General features: G+C 58.4%; 18 protein-coding genes. 11 read left to right on the top strand and 7 right to left on the bottom strand.

Annotated features, from left to right (window positions below; all coding sequences use genetic code 11):
- Positions 1–166: 166 nt before the first annotated feature.
- Positions 167–625: an REP-associated tyrosine transposase gene (locus ACYZTS_RS18460; RefSeq protein ID WP_461991067.1), complete on the bottom strand. Its 459-nt coding sequence runs from the start codon at positions 623–625 to the stop codon at positions 167–169.
- A 315-nt stretch (positions 626–940) separates the two neighbouring features.
- Between ACYZTS_RS18460 and ACYZTS_RS18455 the strand changes: the two genes are divergently transcribed.
- Positions 941–1,783 carry an NAD-dependent protein deacetylase gene (locus ACYZTS_RS18455; RefSeq protein ID WP_461991065.1) on the top strand — a complete coding sequence of 281 codons (843 nt, stop codon included), beginning with the start codon at positions 941–943 and terminating at the stop codon, positions 1,781–1,783.
- A 37-nt stretch (positions 1,784–1,820) separates the two neighbouring features.
- On the opposite strand, the gene ACYZTS_RS18450 is transcribed toward ACYZTS_RS18455, so the two are convergent.
- Positions 1,821–2,723, bottom strand: coding sequence for a LysR substrate-binding domain-containing protein (locus ACYZTS_RS18450; RefSeq protein ID WP_461991063.1), 903 nt, complete (start codon positions 2,721–2,723; stop codon positions 1,821–1,823).
- 200 nt (positions 2,724–2,923) lie between these two features.
- Between ACYZTS_RS18450 and ACYZTS_RS18445 the strand changes: the two genes are divergently transcribed.
- The 5 genes from ACYZTS_RS18445 (at position 2,924) to ACYZTS_RS18425 (ending at position 7,292) form a co-directional block, all read left to right on the top strand.
- Positions 2,924–3,622: a CoA transferase subunit A gene (locus ACYZTS_RS18445; RefSeq protein ID WP_461991061.1), complete on the top strand. Its 699-nt coding sequence runs from the start codon at positions 2,924–2,926 to the stop codon at positions 3,620–3,622.
- 36 nt (positions 3,623–3,658) lie between these two features.
- Complete coding sequence (locus ACYZTS_RS18440; RefSeq protein ID WP_150578775.1) at positions 3,659–4,324, top strand: CoA transferase subunit B; 666 nt, start codon at positions 3,659–3,661, stop codon at positions 4,322–4,324.
- A gap of 11 nt (positions 4,325–4,335) precedes the next feature.
- Entirely contained in the window at positions 4,336–5,517 is a 1,182-nt protein-coding gene (locus ACYZTS_RS18435; protein WP_461991059.1) for an acetyl-CoA C-acetyltransferase, read from the top strand.
- Positions 5,518–5,862: 345 nt separating this feature from the next.
- Positions 5,863–6,648: a hypothetical protein gene (locus tag ACYZTS_RS18430; protein WP_461991058.1), complete on the top strand. Its 786-nt coding sequence runs from the start codon at positions 5,863–5,865 to the stop codon at positions 6,646–6,648.
- A gap of 77 nt (positions 6,649–6,725) precedes the next feature.
- The gene (locus ACYZTS_RS18425) at positions 6,726–7,292 is read left to right on the top strand and encodes a DcrB/PsbP domain-containing protein (protein WP_461991056.1); all 567 of its coding nucleotides are present in this window, start codon (positions 6,726–6,728) and stop codon (positions 7,290–7,292) included.
- A 3-nt stretch (positions 7,293–7,295) separates the two neighbouring features.
- Here ACYZTS_RS18425 and ACYZTS_RS18420 read toward each other — a convergent pair whose 3' ends face one another.
- The 3 genes from ACYZTS_RS18420 to ACYZTS_RS18410 form a co-directional block, all read right to left on the bottom strand.
- A complete protein-coding gene (locus ACYZTS_RS18420; RefSeq protein WP_461991054.1) occupies positions 7,296–8,012 on the bottom strand; it encodes an alpha/beta hydrolase in 717 nt (238 codons plus the stop codon).
- Positions 8,013–8,134: 122 nt separating this feature from the next.
- Complete coding sequence (locus ACYZTS_RS18415) at positions 8,135–8,914, bottom strand: ABC transporter substrate-binding protein (protein ID WP_028623455.1); 780 nt, start codon at positions 8,912–8,914, stop codon at positions 8,135–8,137.
- Between the two features lie 151 nt (positions 8,915–9,065).
- Positions 9,066–9,500 carry a rhodanese-like domain-containing protein gene (locus ACYZTS_RS18410; RefSeq protein WP_461991052.1) on the bottom strand — a complete coding sequence of 145 codons (435 nt, stop codon included), beginning with the start codon at positions 9,498–9,500 and terminating at the stop codon, positions 9,066–9,068.
- Between the two features lie 98 nt (positions 9,501–9,598).
- Here ACYZTS_RS18410 and ftrA point away from each other — a divergent pair, with 98 nt between their 5' ends.
- The gene (gene ftrA / locus ACYZTS_RS18405) at positions 9,599–10,573 is read left to right on the top strand and encodes a transcriptional regulator FtrA (RefSeq protein WP_461991050.1); all 975 of its coding nucleotides are present in this window, start codon (positions 9,599–9,601) and stop codon (positions 10,571–10,573) included.
- Between the two features lie 55 nt (positions 10,574–10,628).
- Here the strand turns inward: ftrA and cobF are convergent, their stop codons facing one another.
- Both cobF and ACYZTS_RS18395 read right to left on the bottom strand, forming a co-directional pair.
- Positions 10,629–11,384: a precorrin-6A synthase (deacetylating) gene (gene cobF, locus ACYZTS_RS18400; RefSeq protein ID WP_028623452.1), complete on the bottom strand. Its 756-nt coding sequence runs from the start codon at positions 11,382–11,384 to the stop codon at positions 10,629–10,631.
- On the bottom strand, positions 11,384–11,953 hold the full coding sequence (locus ACYZTS_RS18395) for a histidine phosphatase family protein (RefSeq protein ID WP_461991048.1): 570 nt from the start codon (positions 11,951–11,953) through the stop codon (positions 11,384–11,386). Before ACYZTS_RS18395 ends, cobF begins: the two co-directional genes overlap by 1 nt.
- Before the next feature lie 368 nt (positions 11,954–12,321).
- Between ACYZTS_RS18395 and ACYZTS_RS18390 the strand changes: the two genes are divergently transcribed.
- The 4 genes from ACYZTS_RS18390 (at position 12,322) to ACYZTS_RS18375 (ending at position 15,867) form a co-directional block, all read left to right on the top strand.
- Positions 12,322–13,338: an arginine N-succinyltransferase gene (locus tag ACYZTS_RS18390; protein WP_461991046.1), complete on the top strand. Its 1,017-nt coding sequence runs from the start codon at positions 12,322–12,324 to the stop codon at positions 13,336–13,338.
- A gap of 61 nt (positions 13,339–13,399) precedes the next feature.
- On the top strand, positions 13,400–14,434 hold the full coding sequence (gene astA / locus ACYZTS_RS18385) for an arginine N-succinyltransferase (RefSeq protein ID WP_461991044.1): 1,035 nt from the start codon (positions 13,400–13,402) through the stop codon (positions 14,432–14,434).
- 136 nt (positions 14,435–14,570) lie between these two features.
- On the top strand, positions 14,571–15,440 hold the full coding sequence (locus tag ACYZTS_RS18380; protein ID WP_028623448.1) for an isocitrate lyase/PEP mutase family protein: 870 nt from the start codon (positions 14,571–14,573) through the stop codon (positions 15,438–15,440).
- A 226-nt stretch (positions 15,441–15,666) separates the two neighbouring features.
- The gene (locus ACYZTS_RS18375) at positions 15,667–15,867 is read left to right on the top strand and encodes a hypothetical protein (protein ID WP_461991042.1); all 201 of its coding nucleotides are present in this window, start codon (positions 15,667–15,669) and stop codon (positions 15,865–15,867) included.
- Positions 15,868–15,919: the final 52 nt, after the last annotated feature.

Genomic DNA, 15,919 nt, shown 5'->3' with positions numbered 1-15,919 from the left:
GGCTCCTACGGATTTGGGCCTTATCGAAAATCGGCAACCACCTGCCATCTGTAGGAGCTGGATTGCCAGCGATGGCGGCCTCACATTCACCATCGCAATCGCTAACGCGATCGCCAGCAAGCCGGCTCCTACGGATTTGGGCCTTACCGAAAATCGGCAACCACCCCTACAGCCATTTGGCGTCCCACAGCGGGTAGTCATGTACTCGGCTTACAAGACCGGCACGTATAGGGTTCGCGATGACGTAACGCGCTGTTGCCAGTAAATCTTCTTCATAGCGAATGGCACGGTCGTGGAAGCCTTTTTGCCAAACACTTCCTGTACGTCCCAAGTGAGCATTGATTGATCGTGCACTGCGGGATTTGGTAGCCAGCATCACTGCCGGCAGGGTGCTGTTTTTCAGCTCGACCAACCAATGAAAATGATCAGGCATGATTACCCAGGCCAAGGAATCCACTAAGTCATCGGCCTGAGCCTGCTGGAATTGCCGTACCAAGAGCCGCCCAGTCAGCCAATTGGTGAATAGCGGTTCTCGATTGCGGGTCACCGCGGTCAGCAGATAAATTTGCCCGGTTTGCGAATAGCGCCCGGCGCGCAAGCGCTTAGCGTGGGGAAGATCAGGCATTCCATTGCCCTCCTGTGTTCCAACCGAAACACAAGGCTAGCGCGCGGGTTCGAGGAGCGTAGTCACAGTTTTGTTCCGGATGTGACAGTACGGACACCATCGCCAGCAAGCTGGCTCCTACGGATTACGTCGTACAGAAATTCTGCAACCAACTGCGATCTGTAGGAGCTGGCTTGCCAGCGATGGCGGCATCACATTCACCATCGCAATCGCAATCGCAATCGCAATCGCAATCGCTATCGCCAGCAAGCCGGCTCCTACAGGTTTTGCGGGTTGTCAGGTAGATTGGTGTCACCTGAACCCGGAGTGCGGAACATGCTCGACAGCCCTATCCGCGAACAACTTGAGCAACTTCAGCGACTCATGGCCGATCAACCCTTTGTGGTCCTGACCGGCGCGGGCATCAGCACCCCTTCGGGAATTCCCGATTACCGTGACAACCAGGGCGTGCGGCGGGGTCGGCAGCCGATGATGTATCAGGAATTTCTCGCGGCCCCGGAATCACGTCGGCGCTACTGGGCGCGGGCGATGCTCGGTTGGCCGCGCGTGCGCCAGGCCCGGCCCAACGTAGCGCACGAGTCGCTGGCCAGTCTGCAACGCTCGCAGTTGATCGGCGGCCTGATCACTCAGAACGTCGATACTCTGCACGATCAGGCCGGCAGTCATGACGTGATTGAACTGCACGGCAGCCTGCATCGGGTGCTGTGTCTGGACTGTGGCCAGCGTGCCGGTCGCGATTCGATTCAACACGTGATGGAGGCGCAGAATCCGTACCTGGCCGGGGTTGATGCGGTACAGGCGCCGGATGGCGATACCCTGCTGGATGCGGCGTTCGAGGCAAGGTTTCAGGTGCCGCATTGTCCGCATTGCAAGGGCGAGCGAATGAAGCCGGACGTGGTTTTTTTCGGCGAAAACGTCACCCAGGTCACGGCGGCCAAAGCAATGGCGGCGGTTGATGAAGCCGCAGGTTTGCTGGTGGTAGGCTCTTCGCTGATGGCGTATTCGGCGTTTCGCTTGTGCCGGGTGATGGCGGATCAGGGGAAGCCGTTGATTGCGATCAATCTGGGCAAGACCCGGGCGGATGACTTGCTCGATATGAAAATTGAAGCGTCCTGCGAGCAGTTGTTGCCGATATTGGCCCAGCAGCTGACCCGCTAGCTGCAGAACCCGACGCCTGTGGGAGCGGGCCATGTGTTCAGCGTGCGGACCCTCGCTCACCCAGGTTTTCCTCTCGGAAAATATCAAACAACGCCTGAGCCGCCGCCGACAGCTCCACGCCAGGCTTGGTCAGCACGCCAATTGCCCTCTCCACCACCGGATCATTCAACGTCAAACAGCGCGCGCCCAACTCGCGCATCTGCCCGGCACACAACGCCGGCACTGCGCTCACGCCCAACCCGCTGGCAACCATCCTGCCCACGGTCGCCAATTGATGACTCTCAAACTCCACCGGTAATTTCATCCCGCGCGCCTGAAGGTGTTCTTCCAGCATCACCCGCACGGTCGACGGGCGTTGCAAGGTAATAAAGGGTTCTTTGAGCAACGTCTGCCAATCGATGTCACTGCGTTGCGCGAGCGGCGAATCTTGCGGCACCACCGCCACGAAGCGGTCCACATACAACGGTGTGAAGTGCAGCGACGAGCTCTGCAATGGCTCGAACGCCACACCCAGCTCCACCTGCCGGTCGCGGACCATTTCCAGCACTTGCTCGTTGATCACGTCGTTCACCGTGACATTGACTTTGGGATAGCGGGCGCGGAAGGTCTTCAGGATTGGCGGCAGTAAATTACCGGCGAACGACGGCATCGCTGCCAGGGTGACGCGCCCCCGCTCAAGGGTGAATCGCTGACGCAATTCGTCTTCGGCATTGTCCCAATCCGCGATCAGACGACGCGCCAGCGGCACCAGCGCCTCGCCTTCGGGCGTCAACGCTACATTGCGCGTGTTGCGGGTAAACAGCCGCCCGCCCAGCCCGTCTTCCAAGGCCTTGATAGTCAAACTCAGCGCCGATTGCGACAAGTGCAACCGCTCGCAGGCCACCGCAAAGCTCAAACTCTGCGCTACGGCCAGAAACGCCCTGATCTGCTTCACTGTCATGTCTGATTGCCTGTAGGTGCAAAGCTTGCGCGCGATGAGACCGCTATAAACATCATCACCACTGCGCTATTGCAAAAAATCATATTCGTGAGTTTTATCTATCAATCGAATGCAAAAATCAACTTAACAAATCAATCGTCCAGCGAGACACTCAACCCATACGGCTAGCCAGCCGCCCACAAAGAATAAAAGAGGTGCATATGGCAGGTTTTGACAAGCGCGTGAGTTCCTACGAGGAAGCTCTGGCAGGACTCGAAGACGGCATGACCGTAATCGCCGGTGGGTTCGGCCTGTGCGGCATCCCGGAAAATCTCATCGCCGAAATCAAGCGAAAAGGCACCCGTGAACTTACCGTGGTTTCCAACAACTGTGGCGTCGACGGTTTCGGCCTGGGCGTGCTGCTGGAAGATCGGCAGATTCGCAAAGTGGTCGCCTCTTACGTCGGCGAGAACAAAATGTTCGAGGAGCAATTGCTCAGCGGCGCGATCGAAGTCGACCTCACCCCTCAAGGCACCCTCGCGGAAAAAATGCGAGCGGGCGGCGCTGGCATTCCAGCATTCTTCACCGCCACCGGCGTCGGCACCCCGGTTGCCGAAGGCAAGGAAGTGCGCGAGTTTCACGGTCGCCAGTACCTGATGGAAGAATCCATCACCGGCGACTTTGCCATCGTCAAAGGCTGGAAAGCCGACCATTTCGGCAACGTCATCTATCGCCACACGGCGCAGAATTTCAATCCGCTGGCCGCCACTGCCGGCAAGATCACCGTGGTCGAAGTCGAAGAAATCGTCGAACCCGGCGAGCTGGACCCGTCGCAGATCCACACCCCCGGCATCTACGTCGATCGGGTCATTTGCGGCACGTTCGAGAAGCGCATCGAACAGCGCACCGTGCGTAAGTGATTCCCTGCCCCCGGACCGAATGAAGGAATAACAACAATGGCACTCTCCCGCGAACAAATGGCTCAACGCGTCGCCCGCGAAATGCAGGATGGCTTTTACGTGAACCTCGGCATCGGCATTCCGACCCTGGTCGCCAACTACATCCCGGAAGGCATGGAGGTGATGCTGCAGTCGGAAAACGGCCTGCTTGGCATGGGTCCTTTTCCTACCGAAGAAACCATCGATGCCGACATGATCAACGCCGGCAAGCAAACCGTGACCGCGCGGATTGGCGCGTCGATCTTTTCTTCCGCCGAGTCCTTCGCGATGATCCGCGGCGGCCACGTCGACCTGACCGTGCTCGGCGCCTTTGAAGTCGACGTGCAAGGCAACATCGCTTCGTGGATGATTCCCGGAAAAATGGTCAAGGGCATGGGCGGCGCCATGGATCTGGTGGCTGGCGCCGATAACATCATCGTCATCATGACTCACGCGTCCAAGGATGGTGAGTCCAAGCTGTTGTCCCAATGCAGCCTGCCGCTGACCGGCGCCGGGTGCATCAAACGCGTGCTCACCGACCTTGCCTACCTGGAAATCGATAACGGCGCGTTCATTCTCAAGGAACGTGCACCGGGTGTCAGCGTCGAGGAAATCGTCGCCAAAACCGCGGGTAAACTGATCGTGCCCGATCATGTTCCGGAAATGCAGTTCGCTGCCCAGTGAGGAATCATTCCATGCAAGAAGTCGTCATTGTTGCCGCCACCCGCACCGCCATCGGCAGTTTTCAGGGTGCCTTGGCCAACGTATCCGCCGTTGATCTGGGCGCTGCGGTGATCCGCCAGTTGCTCGAGCAAACCGGCCTGGACGTGGCTGAAGTCGATGAAGTGATCATGGGCCAGGTGTTGACCGCCGGCGCCGGACAAAACCCGGCGCGCCAGTCAGCGATCAAGGCCGGCCTGCCGTTTACCGTGCCGGCGATGACCCTGAACAAAGTCTGCGGTTCGGGCCTCAAGGCGCTGCACCTGGCAACCCAGGCGATCCGTTGCGGTGATGCCGACGTGATCATTGCCGGCGGTCAGGAAAACATGAGCCTGTCCAATTACGTCATGCCCGGTGCGCGCACCGGTCTGCGCATGGGTCACGCGCAAATCGTCGACACCATGATCAGTGATGGTCTGTGGGATGCGTTCAACGATTACCACATGGGCATCACTGCCGAAAACCTGGCCGAGAAGTACAACCTGACGCGCGAGCAGCAGGACGCCTTCGCCGCGGCGTCTCAGCAGAAAGCTTCAGCGGCCATTGAGGCCGGGCGTTTTGCCGACGAGATCACGCCGATTCTGATTCCTCAGCGCAAAGGCGATCCACTGGCCTTCGCCACCGATGAGCAACCAAGGGCCGGCACCACCGCCGAATCCCTCGGCAAATTGAAAGCCGCTTTCAAGAAAGACGGTTTGGTGACAGCAGGCAACGCGTCCTCGCTGAACGACGGCGCTGCGGCTGTCATCCTGATGAGCGCCGAAAAAGCCAAAGCCTTGGGTCTGCCGGTGCTTGCAAAAATCGCTGCGTACGCTAACGCAGGTGTGGACCCGGCGATCATGGGCATCGGTCCGGTCAGCGCCACGCGCCGTTGCCTGGACAAGGCCGGCTGGTCGATTGAACAACTCGACCTGATCGAAGCCAACGAAGCCTTCGCCGCGCAGTCGCTGGCGGTGGCCAAGGACCTGGAATGGGACTTGAACAAGGTTAACGTCAATGGCGGTGCCATTGCGCTGGGCCACCCGATCGGCGCATCGGGCTGCCGCGTGCTGGTGACCTTGCTGCACGAAATGATCAAGCGCGACGCCAAAAAAGGCCTCGCCACCTTGTGCATCGGTGGCGGCCAGGGCGTGGCACTGGCCATCGAGCGGGCATAAAGCGTTCAACGGTCGGCGCGGGGACCCACGAAGATCCGCGCCGTCCGGCACCACCCCCGGTGCGACCCAGTCGCACTGGGCTTTTCCACGCATCCGTAGCAGCTGCCGAAGGCTGCGTCAGGCTCGGGCAGCGATTTTTCTGTTGCAGCAGATAAGCCGGTTTAGGCCGGTAACGCCGCCGGACGCAGCCTTCGGCAGCTGCTACAGGTTTCAGGTTGATCGCGCGGCATCGTCATTAGGCTCCAGCGAATTCAGGCGAAAACCTTGTATACAATATTGACTAATCGATAGAGCAATCCAACCTCCACAGTGCTACCGTTGCCCTCTCACATTGGAGGTGTACGCGTGCTGTTGCTCAAACTGCTGGTCATTCCCGGATTCCTGTTGCTGATTTCCCTCGCTGGTAAACGTTGGGGCCCAAGCGTAGCCGGGTGGTTGGCGGGGCTGCCGGTGGTGGTTGGGCCGATTCTGTTTTTTCTCGCCGTCGAGCAGGGCGAAGTTTTTGCCGCCCACGCAGCGACCGCAGCGTTGTCGGCAATGTTCGCGATGATCGCGTTCTGTGTGACTTACGCCCAGGTTGCACAGCGCACCGGATGGCCCCTGGCGTTGGCGTCCTCCTTATTGGTCTGGGCTGCGGTGGCGGTTGGCTTGTCGGTGATTCCGCCTTCGCTGGCGTTATCGGTGAGCGCCGCTACTGCCGCGTTGCTCGCTGCACCCTATCTGTTTCCCAAAGTGCAGCCTATCGTCGCGGGGCCGGCGCCGAAGTCGGATAAATTGTTCATGCGCATGCTCGCTGGCGCCCTGTTGACCCTCGCGGCGACCTTGTTGGCCAGCACGGTCGGCGAACGCTGGAGCGGTCTGCTCGCGGTTTTCCCGGTGCTCGGCAGCGTGATGGCGGTCTTTTCCCAGCAAACCCGAGGCCCGGCGTTCACCGCTGCGTTGTTACGCGCTACGGCCACAGGCATGTATTCGTTCGCCGCGTTTTGCCTGGTGGTGGCACTGACGCTGCCTGATATGGGCCTGGCCGCGTTCGGTCTCGGCGTTGCAGTGTCTGTGGCGATGCTCGGTGTCACCAAGCGCTTGCTGGCCAAACCGGCTGCTGTCGCCGCCCCCGACATTCACAAAGCGTGAACACGGTCGCGGCTTCACAATTCACGATTCCATGGGATGATTGAGCCCACCGCGTCGCCATCCCTGGAGAGTTCCGAATGTCATTGTTGAGTAAAAAAATTGTCGTCCTGTTGCTGGCGGCGGTCGCCAGCCTGGGTGCATTGAATGCCTACGCGGCGAAGGCCACACCTACAGGCACTGAACTAAAAGTCTCGATGCTGGGCGACAAACTCAAATTCACCCTGCCCAAAGGCTTCAGCGCCAACCCGCTGCCCGCGAGCCCGACCGGAGCGAGCGGCACCATGTACACCAACGAGACCACCAAAACCGTAGTGATCGTCGCCGAAAATACTATCCCCGGTGGCGTCAACGTCAAGGATAACGACGGTGCGTTTCTCGACTCCGCAGCGGCCGACTTCGCCACGGAGCAGGCCAAGGCACTGCCCGATTTCACCAAAATCAGCGAGAAAAGCCTGACTCAAAAAGGCACCGGCCTGGGCATTCGCCAGATCGACAGCTCGGCCACTCAGGGCGGCGGCAAAACCCTCGACACCACGCTGATGGCCGCGTCCGGCACGCGCATGGCACTGGTTCAGGTCATTTCTCGCCTGAGCGACAATGCCGGTCACGACACACTGGTCAAAAAAATCATCAGCGGCAAATAAGCCTCATGGGTTCAAGCGTTGCAGCCAGCGCTGCAGATCCTGCAGCTCCACGCCACTGATGCTGTGACCAACGCCAGGATAGGCGTGAAATTCAGGCTTGAGTGACAGGCTCTGCAGCAGGCTGTCAGCCTCGGTACCGTCGTTGAAAGGCAGACGTTGATCCAGCGTGCCGTGGCCGATGAATATCGCCAATGACTGGCGTCGTTCATCGGGTTTCAGTTCGGCCTTGAGCACCGGCAGAATCCGCCCGCTCAGCGCCGCAATGCCGCCCACTGCCTCGGGGTGCCGCAGCGCGACCTCATAGGACATGATCGCGCCCTGGCTGAAACCCACCAGGAAAACCTTGTTGGGTTGGGTGCGATATTTCTTCGCAGCCTGTGCGATGAATTCCAACAACAACTGAGCACTGGCCTTCAGATCCTCGGTCTCCCCGTCGTAGCCCGCGTTGCCTTTCTCGCGAAACCACTTGTAACTCCCCTCCTCCATGACCATGGGTGCCCGCACGGACACATAGTTGTAATGCGAGGGCAGTTCATCCTTGATGTCAAACAGGTCTTCTTCGTTACTGCCGTAACCGTGGATGAAAATGATCAGCGGCTGGCCAGCGGATTCAGCGTGGGTTTGCGCCAGATATTTCAGCGGCAGGTCAGCGTGCAGCGGGGTTTGAGCGTGGACGGCGGCGGACGCCAGGAGTGTGATCAGTGCCAGAAACTTCAACATGAGCCTTCCTTCACAAGTGCAGGATTCACCTCAGAGCCTAACACTGTGCAGTAGGCGTCCGAACTGTGAGGCAAAAAAATGGCCTCCGTTTTAGCGGAGGCCATTTTTTTCAAGCGGTGCGATTAATGACCGTAAACGTCAAAGTCGAAATACTTGTCCTGCACTTGCTTGTATTTGCCATTCGCGCGGATCTCGGTGATCGCCGCGTTGAATTTGTCTGCCAGCTCCTTGTCGCCCTTGCGCACGGCGATACCGGCACCGCCGCCAAAATACTTGGCGTCTTCATAGGTGGGGCCGACAAAGGCAAACCCTTTACCTGCGTCGGTTTTCAGGAAACCGTCGTCGAGGGTGACCGAGTCGGCCAGCGTCGCGTCGAGGCGACCCGAAACCATGTCCAGGTTGGCTTCTTGTTGGGAGCCGTAACGCACCAGGAAAATGCCGGCCGGTTGCAGCACTTCAGTGGCGAAGCGGTCGTGGGTACTGGCGCGCAGTACACCGACTTTCTTGCCTACCAGTTCTTTCAACGGGTCTTTCACGTCGGTGCCTGCCTTCATCACGAAGCGGGCCGGCGTGTGGTAGTACTTGATGGTGAAATCGACGTTTTTCTTGCGATCATCAGTGATGGTCATGGACGACAGGATCGCGTCGATCTTCTTCACCTTGAGTGCCGGGATCAAGCCGTCGAATTCCTGCTCGACCCAGGTGCACTTGACGTTCATCTGTTCGCACAGAGCGTCGCCGATGTCCACATCGAAGCCGGTGAGTTTGCCGTCCGGGGTTTTCATCGAGAACGGCGGGTAGCCTGCTTCGATACCGATGCGAATCGGTTTGGCGTCCTCGGCCACAGCGGTCAGGGACAATACCGACAGTGCCAAGGCACCGAACATCATTAGCTTCTTCATTTATAACTCCTGTAGGCGGAGACTTTTATTGGCAGCATTCGATAGACAGCATTCGGCGAGAACGCCGACGTGGCCGGCAGTCTAGAGCGGCTCCAGGAGTTCGAACAGTGTTCAGGCGACAAATTTCCTTAAATCCGCGCCTTTGTCCAAATCAGCATTCGCATCCGATCGGCTGGCTGTTCGCTCGCGGCGCGGCAACGCTTAGTTCAAATCCTTCATCCAGCCATCCGGTCACACCTCCGATCATTTCCTTGACCGAATAACCCAGCGCCGCCAGTTTCACCGCAGCCTTGTTGGCGCCATTGCAGTGCGGCCCCGCGCAATACACCACAAACAGCGTTGATTGCGGATAGGCGGCCAGCGCTTCAATAGTCAGCAATCGCCCGGGAATGTTGATCGCGCCAGGCACGTGGCCTCGTTCGAACGCCAGCGGACCGCGCACGTCCACCAGAGTAAAATCTCCAACGCCGGCCTGTTGGCTGCCATGCACGTCAGAACAATCGGTTTCAAAGGTCAGACGGTTGCTGAAATGCATCAAGGCAATCGCCGAAGGGGCTGCGGGAATTTGACGGACCAGACTGGTCATGGGCGGTGCTCCGTTTCGGTAGGTGTATGGCGACTTTATCGGCGTCAGGCTTGGCGCTACAGTGGCGCACAGGACACTCACCGGGAATTTTCAGCCAAATGCACACATACCCTGGATCAGTCGCGATTCTGGCCTACGATGGCCTCTGCACTTTCGAGTTTGGCATCGCCGTAGAGATATTCGGTCTGGCCAGGCCTGAGTTCGATTTCCCCTGGTATGAACACTGCATTGCCGCCGTCGATCAGGGCCCGATGCGCGCTATGGGTGGCATTCAGGTGCTGGCCGACGGTGGCCTGGACCTGCTGAATGACGCGCGAACGATCATTATTCCCGGCTGGCGGGACCGTAACGCGCCAGTGCCAGCGGAGCTGATTCTGGCCCTGCGACGAGCGTACGAGCGCGGTGCGCGTCTGCTATCGATCTGCTCAGGTGTATTTGTACTGGCGGCAACCGGCTTGCTCGACGGCCGCGGGGCCACAACGCATTGGCGTTATACCGCGGAACTGGCCGAGCGTTTTCCAGACATTCGGGTGGACCCGGACGTGCTGTATGTCGATTCAGGCCAATTGATCACCTCGGCGGGCAGTGCCGCGGGCATCGACGCCTGCCTGCACCTGGTCACCCGCGATTTCGGTACGCAGGTGGCCAACTCGGTGGCACGGCGGCTGGTGATGTCGCCGCAACGGACCGGTGGCCAGGCGCAGTTCATTCCCAGCCCGGTCAGCCCTGCGCCGCGCAGCGATCTATCGCGCGTGATGCAATGGGCGCGGCAGCGTTTGCACGAACCGCTGGAAGTGCGCGAACTGGCCAGTGAAGCCGCGATGAGCGAACGGACATTCTTGCGTCGATTTACCGAAGCGACCGGCATGCCGCCCAAAGCCTGGTTGCAGCATGAACGGCTCGGACGCGCCCGTGAGTTGCTGGAAACGACCTCATGGAATACCGATCAGATCGCCCAGCGCTGCGGCTACCGGTCCGTGGAGAGTTTCCGCGTCGCCTTTCGCAGCGTGGTCGGCGTGCCGCCGTCGGTGTATCGACAGAGATTTGGTCGGGAGATGAAGGCGCGGCTCTAGACGCCCGGCTTGCCCGCGATGGCGGTTTGTCTGCTGGCGCCAGTGTTGAGGATGTCTAGGGCTTGCGCAGCAAATAGGTGTCCATGATCCAGCCATTGGCCACTCGGGCCGCTTTGCGTACGCGCTCGATTTCATCCGCGACATCGTTGAGCTTGCCGCTGATGAGGATCTCATCCGGTGTTCCCAAGTAGGCGCCCCAATAAATCTGTGTCTCCTGATCAGCCACCTGGTGGTAGGAATCTTCCGCGTCCAGCATCACCACCAGGCTGTCTGCATCGCTCACCTGCCCCGCCGCCAGTCGCCGTCCCGTGGTGATCTCAATCGAACGGCCAATGCGATTCAGCGGTACTTTGTGCTGCGCCGCCAGCGCTTGAACGCTGGTGATACCGGGGATGACTTCAAACTCAAATACGCATCGCCCTGACGCCAGAATTTCCTGGAGGATTCGCACAGTGCTGTCATACAACCCAGGGTCACCCCACACCAGGAAACCCGCGCATTGGCCGTCAGACATTTCGTCATCGATCAGCCGTGCAAAAGTCTGCTGTTTGACCAGGTTCAGCTCTTCGACAGCCGACGTGTAGTCAACATCACCGCGCGCTCGCTCCGGGCTACGCGCCTCGACGAAGCGCCACGCGTCATGAGTGATGTAGCGCTCGCAGATTTCGCGGCGCAAATCGATCAGTGTGTCTTTGCTGCTGCCTTTATCCATGAGGAAAAAAACATCAACGCTGTTGAGTGCTTTCACGGCTTGCATAGTGATGTAGTCCGGGTTGCCCGCACCGATGCCGATAACCTTGAGCTGTTTCATCAGATCTCCTGCGCTTCAACGCTGCTTAAACGTAACCGCCAACGCCCGTTGAACCGGAGTTCGATCGACGACAAGGGTTCGACGTCGATGTCGTTAAACGCTGCACTTCCCAACACCTGTGTCAGTGCGGCGCGAATGACATAAGGATGGGTGACCGCAACAATGTGTCCCGGCGTCGATTCCAGCGTTGCCAGCCATGCGCCAACACGGTTGCAAAGCTGCACCCGCGATTCACCACCATGTGGCGAAAGTTGCGGGTTTTCAAGCCAGGATTGCAGGGCCGCCGGCTCGGACATTTGCAGTTCTTTGATCCGCACGCCCTGCCACCGTCCGATATCGTAATCGCGCAATGCGCTGACAATTTCCACTTCACTCCCGAACAACTCGGCGGTCTGTCGTGTTCGCAGCTCTGGACCACACACTAATCGAAAAGCTTTCTTGAACACGTGTCTTCGCGATTCTCCCACCGCATGCCGATCCATCTCGACGGGCTCATCCGCAGGAAATTGCGCCATTTTTTGTGCGTCGGTTCGAGCGTGACATATCAGGGTTAGACGGGTTGCCTGCACGAAGAACTACTCGGTGATAAAGATGGGCCGGCACCAGGCCGGCGGTCATCGAGCAATTGTGCCGTATTGTAGGGCGTCAGCGATGTTTCCCGTCGGTCAGTGACAGAAAGTCAGTAATGTCCGACACAGTTGTCAGTCAGAACCTACACCCACTATCGACATTGACGTAGGCCCCGGCTTACGGGCATCCCGCCCTGTTTTTGACGCTTGAAAAACGCATGAAATTTAACTAGACAGGAATCGCGGGTTGCATAAATACTTGTTTAAAAGCTGAATAAAAATAAACGATATCTCATCAGCACGCGTGGAACTGACAGTGATAGTCAGGTTTGGCCAACAGCCAGATCCATTGATACAGGAGTGCATCCATGCTGGTCTTTCGTCCAGTTGATCCAGGCGACCTGCCCCAGTTGCAGCGGCTTGCCCAGGAAAGTCTCGTTGGCGTGACTTCGTTGCCCGACGACAGTGAACGCTTACAACGAAGAATTCTCGACTCATGCAATTCGTTGACCGGCGATGTGCAGAACCATGGCCCGGAGAACTACTTTTTCGTGCTGGAAGACCAGGACAATCAGCGACTGGCCGGCTGCTCGGAAATTCTCGCGACAGCGGGTTTCAACGAACCGTTTTACAGTCTGCGCAATCGGAAATTCACCAGCGCCTCGCGTGAGTTGAACATCGAGCACGGCGTTTCGGCGCTGTCACTGTGTCAGGACCTCAACGGTCATACCTTGCTGCGTGGTTTTCATATTGAAGCGCAATTGGAGCGCTCCGCGTACTGCGAGTTGTTGTCACGGGCAAGGCTGCTGTTTATCGCTGCTCACCCGCACCGGTTTGCCGACGCAGTGATCAGCGAGATCGTTGGTTACAGCGACGATGAAGGTTGCTCGCCCTTCTGGGATGCGGTGGGCAAGCATTTTTTCGACCTGCCTTATGCGGAAGCCGAACGCCTCTGCGGGCTCGAGAGCCGGACTTTTCTTGCTGAACTGATGCCGCATTACCCTATTTACGTGCCCATGCTGCCTCCCGAAGCCCAAGCCTGCATTGGTCGGGTTCACCCCAATGGTCAGCCAGCCTGCGATATTCTCGAGCGCGAAGGGTTCGAAACCAACAGTTACATCGACCTGTTCGACGGCGGCCCAACGCTGTACGCGCGCGTCGCCGCCATCCGCTCCATTGCGCACAGCAGAACGACGACCGTGGCAGTCGGCGCATGCATCGATGCGCGCGGGCGTTACCTGGTCAGCAACGATTCGTTGCACAACTACCGAGCCATCGTAGCCGACCTCGACTACACCGCAGGGCAACCCGTCGTCCTGAATAGCGAAATGTGCGCAGCTCTGAACGTCAGCGAAAACAGCCCGATCCGGGTCATCGAACTTTGAGTGTTACCTGGCACGCAACCAGAGCTCAGCGCCCGAGCATGCGCTTCAAGGGATCTTCGCAATGATCGTCCGACCGGTTCAGGGCACCGACCTGCCGGCCCTCATGGCACTGGTGCAGCAGGCGGGTCCAGGTTTCACCTCGTTGCCGGCCAGCGAAGACCGTTTGGCCCACCGGGTGCGCTGGGCGCAACGGACCTTCGCCGGACAGGTCGAGCGGGCCGATGCCGATTACCTGTTTGTGCTGGAAGATGACGATCAACAAGTGGTCGGGGTCAGCGCCTTGACCGGGGCCGTGGGGCTGCGCGAGCCCTGGTACAACTATCGGGTCGGGCTGACGGTCAACTCATCAGCGGGTCTGGGCATTCAACGCCGCATTCCGACATTGTTTCTCAATAACGAAATGACAGGCCAGTCGGAAATGTGTTCGCTGTTCCTGCGAACTGATCAACGCCACGGTCACAATGGTCGTCTGCTGTCGCTGGCTCGTTTGCTGTTCGTGGCGGAATTTACCGAGCTGTTCGGTGACAAGCTCATTGCCGAGTTGCGCGGCAGCGCCGACGAGAACGGCTGTTCACCCTTCTGGGACAGCCTTGGCCGGCATTTTTTCAAGATGGAATTTAGTCACGCCGATCATCTCTCGAGCCTGGGCAGCAAATCATTCATCGCAGAACTGATGCCACGTCAACCGCTTTACACCTGCCTCCTCACCGAACAGGCACAGGCGGTAATAGGCAAACCTCATCGTAATACAGAGCCGGCGCTGAAAATCCTCACTGATGAAGGGTTCGCTCACAATGGCTACATTGACATTTTCGATGCAGGCCCGGTCATCGAAGCTGAGCTCTCGAGCATCCGCACCGTTCGTGACAGCCAGTCTTTGTTACTTGCCATCGGCGCACCGGACGAGCAAGCCCCGGTCTGGCTGATTCACAACCGCCGTCTGGAAAACTGCCGAATCACCGCAGCGCCCGCGCGCCGGGATGCCAACACGCTGGTGGTCGACCGACTCACCGCCAAACGCCTGCAATTGCAACCGGGCGATTCCATTCGGGCGGTGCCGTTGCCTGATCGGCAACGTCGAGCTGTGGCGGCCTGATTGCCGCAAAAACCTGCTGCCGGGCAGGCTACCAGGTAAATTCGTCATCATTCCCGCCCCTCTTGCGTGATAGCCTTTTGTTTCTTCGGCGTTGACACTTTTGCTCAGGCCTTCCATTCCATTGGTGGAACTCTCTATGTCCCGGCTTTCTCATCAAGATTTGCGCCGCAATTTTCGTGAATTGTTTGCATCCAATACTTGCTATCACACGGCTTCGGTTTTTGACCCTATGTCGGCGCGGATCGCCGCCGACCTGGGTTTTGAAGTAGGCATCCTCGGCGGTTCGGTAGCATCCTTGCAGGTACTGGGCGCACCCGACTTCGCCTTGATCACCCTCAGTGAATTCGCCGAGCAGGCCACCCGCATCGGCCGCGTGGCCCAGTTGCCAGTAATTGCCGACGCCGACCATGGCTACGGCAATGCGCTCAACGTGATGCGCACCATCGTGGAGCTGGAGCGCGCCGGCATCGCGGCACTGACCATCGAAGACACGCTGCTGCCCGCCCAATTCGGACGTAAGTCCACCGATCTGATCTCGGTGGCAGAAGGTGTCGGCAAAATCCGCGCGGCCCTCGAAGCCCGCGTCGATTCGGAGATGGCAATCATCGCGCGCACCAATGCGGGCATCCTGCCGGTGCAAGAAATCATCAGCCGCACCCAGCAGTATCAGCGTGCCGGCGCCGACGGAATCTGCATGGTGGGCGTGCAGGATTTCGAGCAACTGGAAAAAATCGCCGAACACCTGAGCGTCCCGCTGATGCTGGTGACGTATGGCAATCCGCTGCTGCGCGATGACAAGCGTCTGGCGGAACTGGGTGTACGAGTTACCATCGACGGTCACGGTGCTTACTTTGCCGCGATCAAGGCCACTTACGACAGTTTGCGCGAACAGCGACAGATTTTTACCCAGGCTTCGGATCTGAGCGCGACGGAACTTACGCACACTTACACCCAGCCTGAAGAGTACATCCGCTGGGCAAAAGAATTCATGAGCGTGAAAGAGTGATATTGCTTTAGCCTGGTGTCCTGACCCACTGGGTCACACCAGGCCTTTGTCACGCCTGCATACATAAAACATTACCCACTCCCACTTGGGCACATTAACTCTGGCTTGATTCGGAAACACATCATTTAACAGCGATCCGGTTGCAGCACCTGTTTTGCGGTGGAACTATAGTGTTGTTTATGGGCATCAAACACAACACACTAACTTCCAGAAAAGCGAGACTGTTATGGATTACGCACTCAGTGAATGGAGTAGCACACCGTTATTTCACGCCAGCACCAATGTGATCAATACTTCTACCCAAACAAGCTCAACCAGTTCCTGCGCAGGCGGCGGATTTGTGCCACGCCTCAATGTAGGTAACATTCATGAAATAAAACGCTTCTGGCAATTGCCGAACGTTCCCCAGGACAAACAGCACAATTGATGCCAACTTGCCGCGGCAAACGCCAGGCGTCCTGTGTACGTCAGGCGTTCAT

The sequence above is a fragment of the Pseudomonas sp. TMB3-21 genome (assembly GCF_054898145.1).
Note: the sequence above shows the minus strand (reverse complement) of the source record. Positions and strands in the feature narration are given on the sequence as shown.

Coding starts and splice junctions, on each gene's coding strand:
- ACYZTS_RS18410 (WP_461991052.1), bottom strand. CDS start 9,500: ATGACCAGTCTGGTCCGTCAAATTCCCGCAGCCCCTTCGGCGATTGCC.
- ACYZTS_RS18460 (WP_461991067.1), bottom strand. CDS start 625: ATGCCTGATCTTCCCCACGCTAAGCGCTTGCGCGCCGGGCGCTATTCG.
- astA (WP_461991044.1), top strand. CDS start 13,400: ATGATCGTCCGACCGGTTCAGGGCACCGACCTGCCGGCCCTCATGGCA.
- ACYZTS_RS18425 (WP_461991056.1), top strand. CDS start 6,726: ATGTCATTGTTGAGTAAAAAAATTGTCGTCCTGTTGCTGGCGGCGGTC.
- ACYZTS_RS18420 (WP_461991054.1), bottom strand. CDS start 8,012: ATGTTGAAGTTTCTGGCACTGATCACACTCCTGGCGTCCGCCGCCGTC.
- ACYZTS_RS18390 (WP_461991046.1), top strand. CDS start 12,322: ATGCTGGTCTTTCGTCCAGTTGATCCAGGCGACCTGCCCCAGTTGCAG.
- ACYZTS_RS18435 (WP_461991059.1), top strand. CDS start 4,336: ATGCAAGAAGTCGTCATTGTTGCCGCCACCCGCACCGCCATCGGCAGT.
- ACYZTS_RS18380 (WP_028623448.1), top strand. CDS start 14,571: ATGTCCCGGCTTTCTCATCAAGATTTGCGCCGCAATTTTCGTGAATTG.
- ACYZTS_RS18375 (WP_461991042.1), top strand. CDS start 15,667: ATGGATTACGCACTCAGTGAATGGAGTAGCACACCGTTATTTCACGCC.
- ACYZTS_RS18440 (WP_150578775.1), top strand. CDS start 3,659: ATGGCACTCTCCCGCGAACAAATGGCTCAACGCGTCGCCCGCGAAATG.
- ftrA (WP_461991050.1), top strand. CDS start 9,599: ATGCACACATACCCTGGATCAGTCGCGATTCTGGCCTACGATGGCCTC.
- ACYZTS_RS18445 (WP_461991061.1), top strand. CDS start 2,924: ATGGCAGGTTTTGACAAGCGCGTGAGTTCCTACGAGGAAGCTCTGGCA.
- cobF (WP_028623452.1), bottom strand. CDS start 11,384: ATGAAACAGCTCAAGGTTATCGGCATCGGTGCGGGCAACCCGGACTAC.
- ACYZTS_RS18450 (WP_461991063.1), bottom strand. CDS start 2,723: ATGACAGTGAAGCAGATCAGGGCGTTTCTGGCCGTAGCGCAGAGTTTG.
- ACYZTS_RS18455 (WP_461991065.1), top strand. CDS start 941: ATGCTCGACAGCCCTATCCGCGAACAACTTGAGCAACTTCAGCGACTC.
- ACYZTS_RS18415 (WP_028623455.1), bottom strand. CDS start 8,914: ATGAAGAAGCTAATGATGTTCGGTGCCTTGGCACTGTCGGTATTGTCC.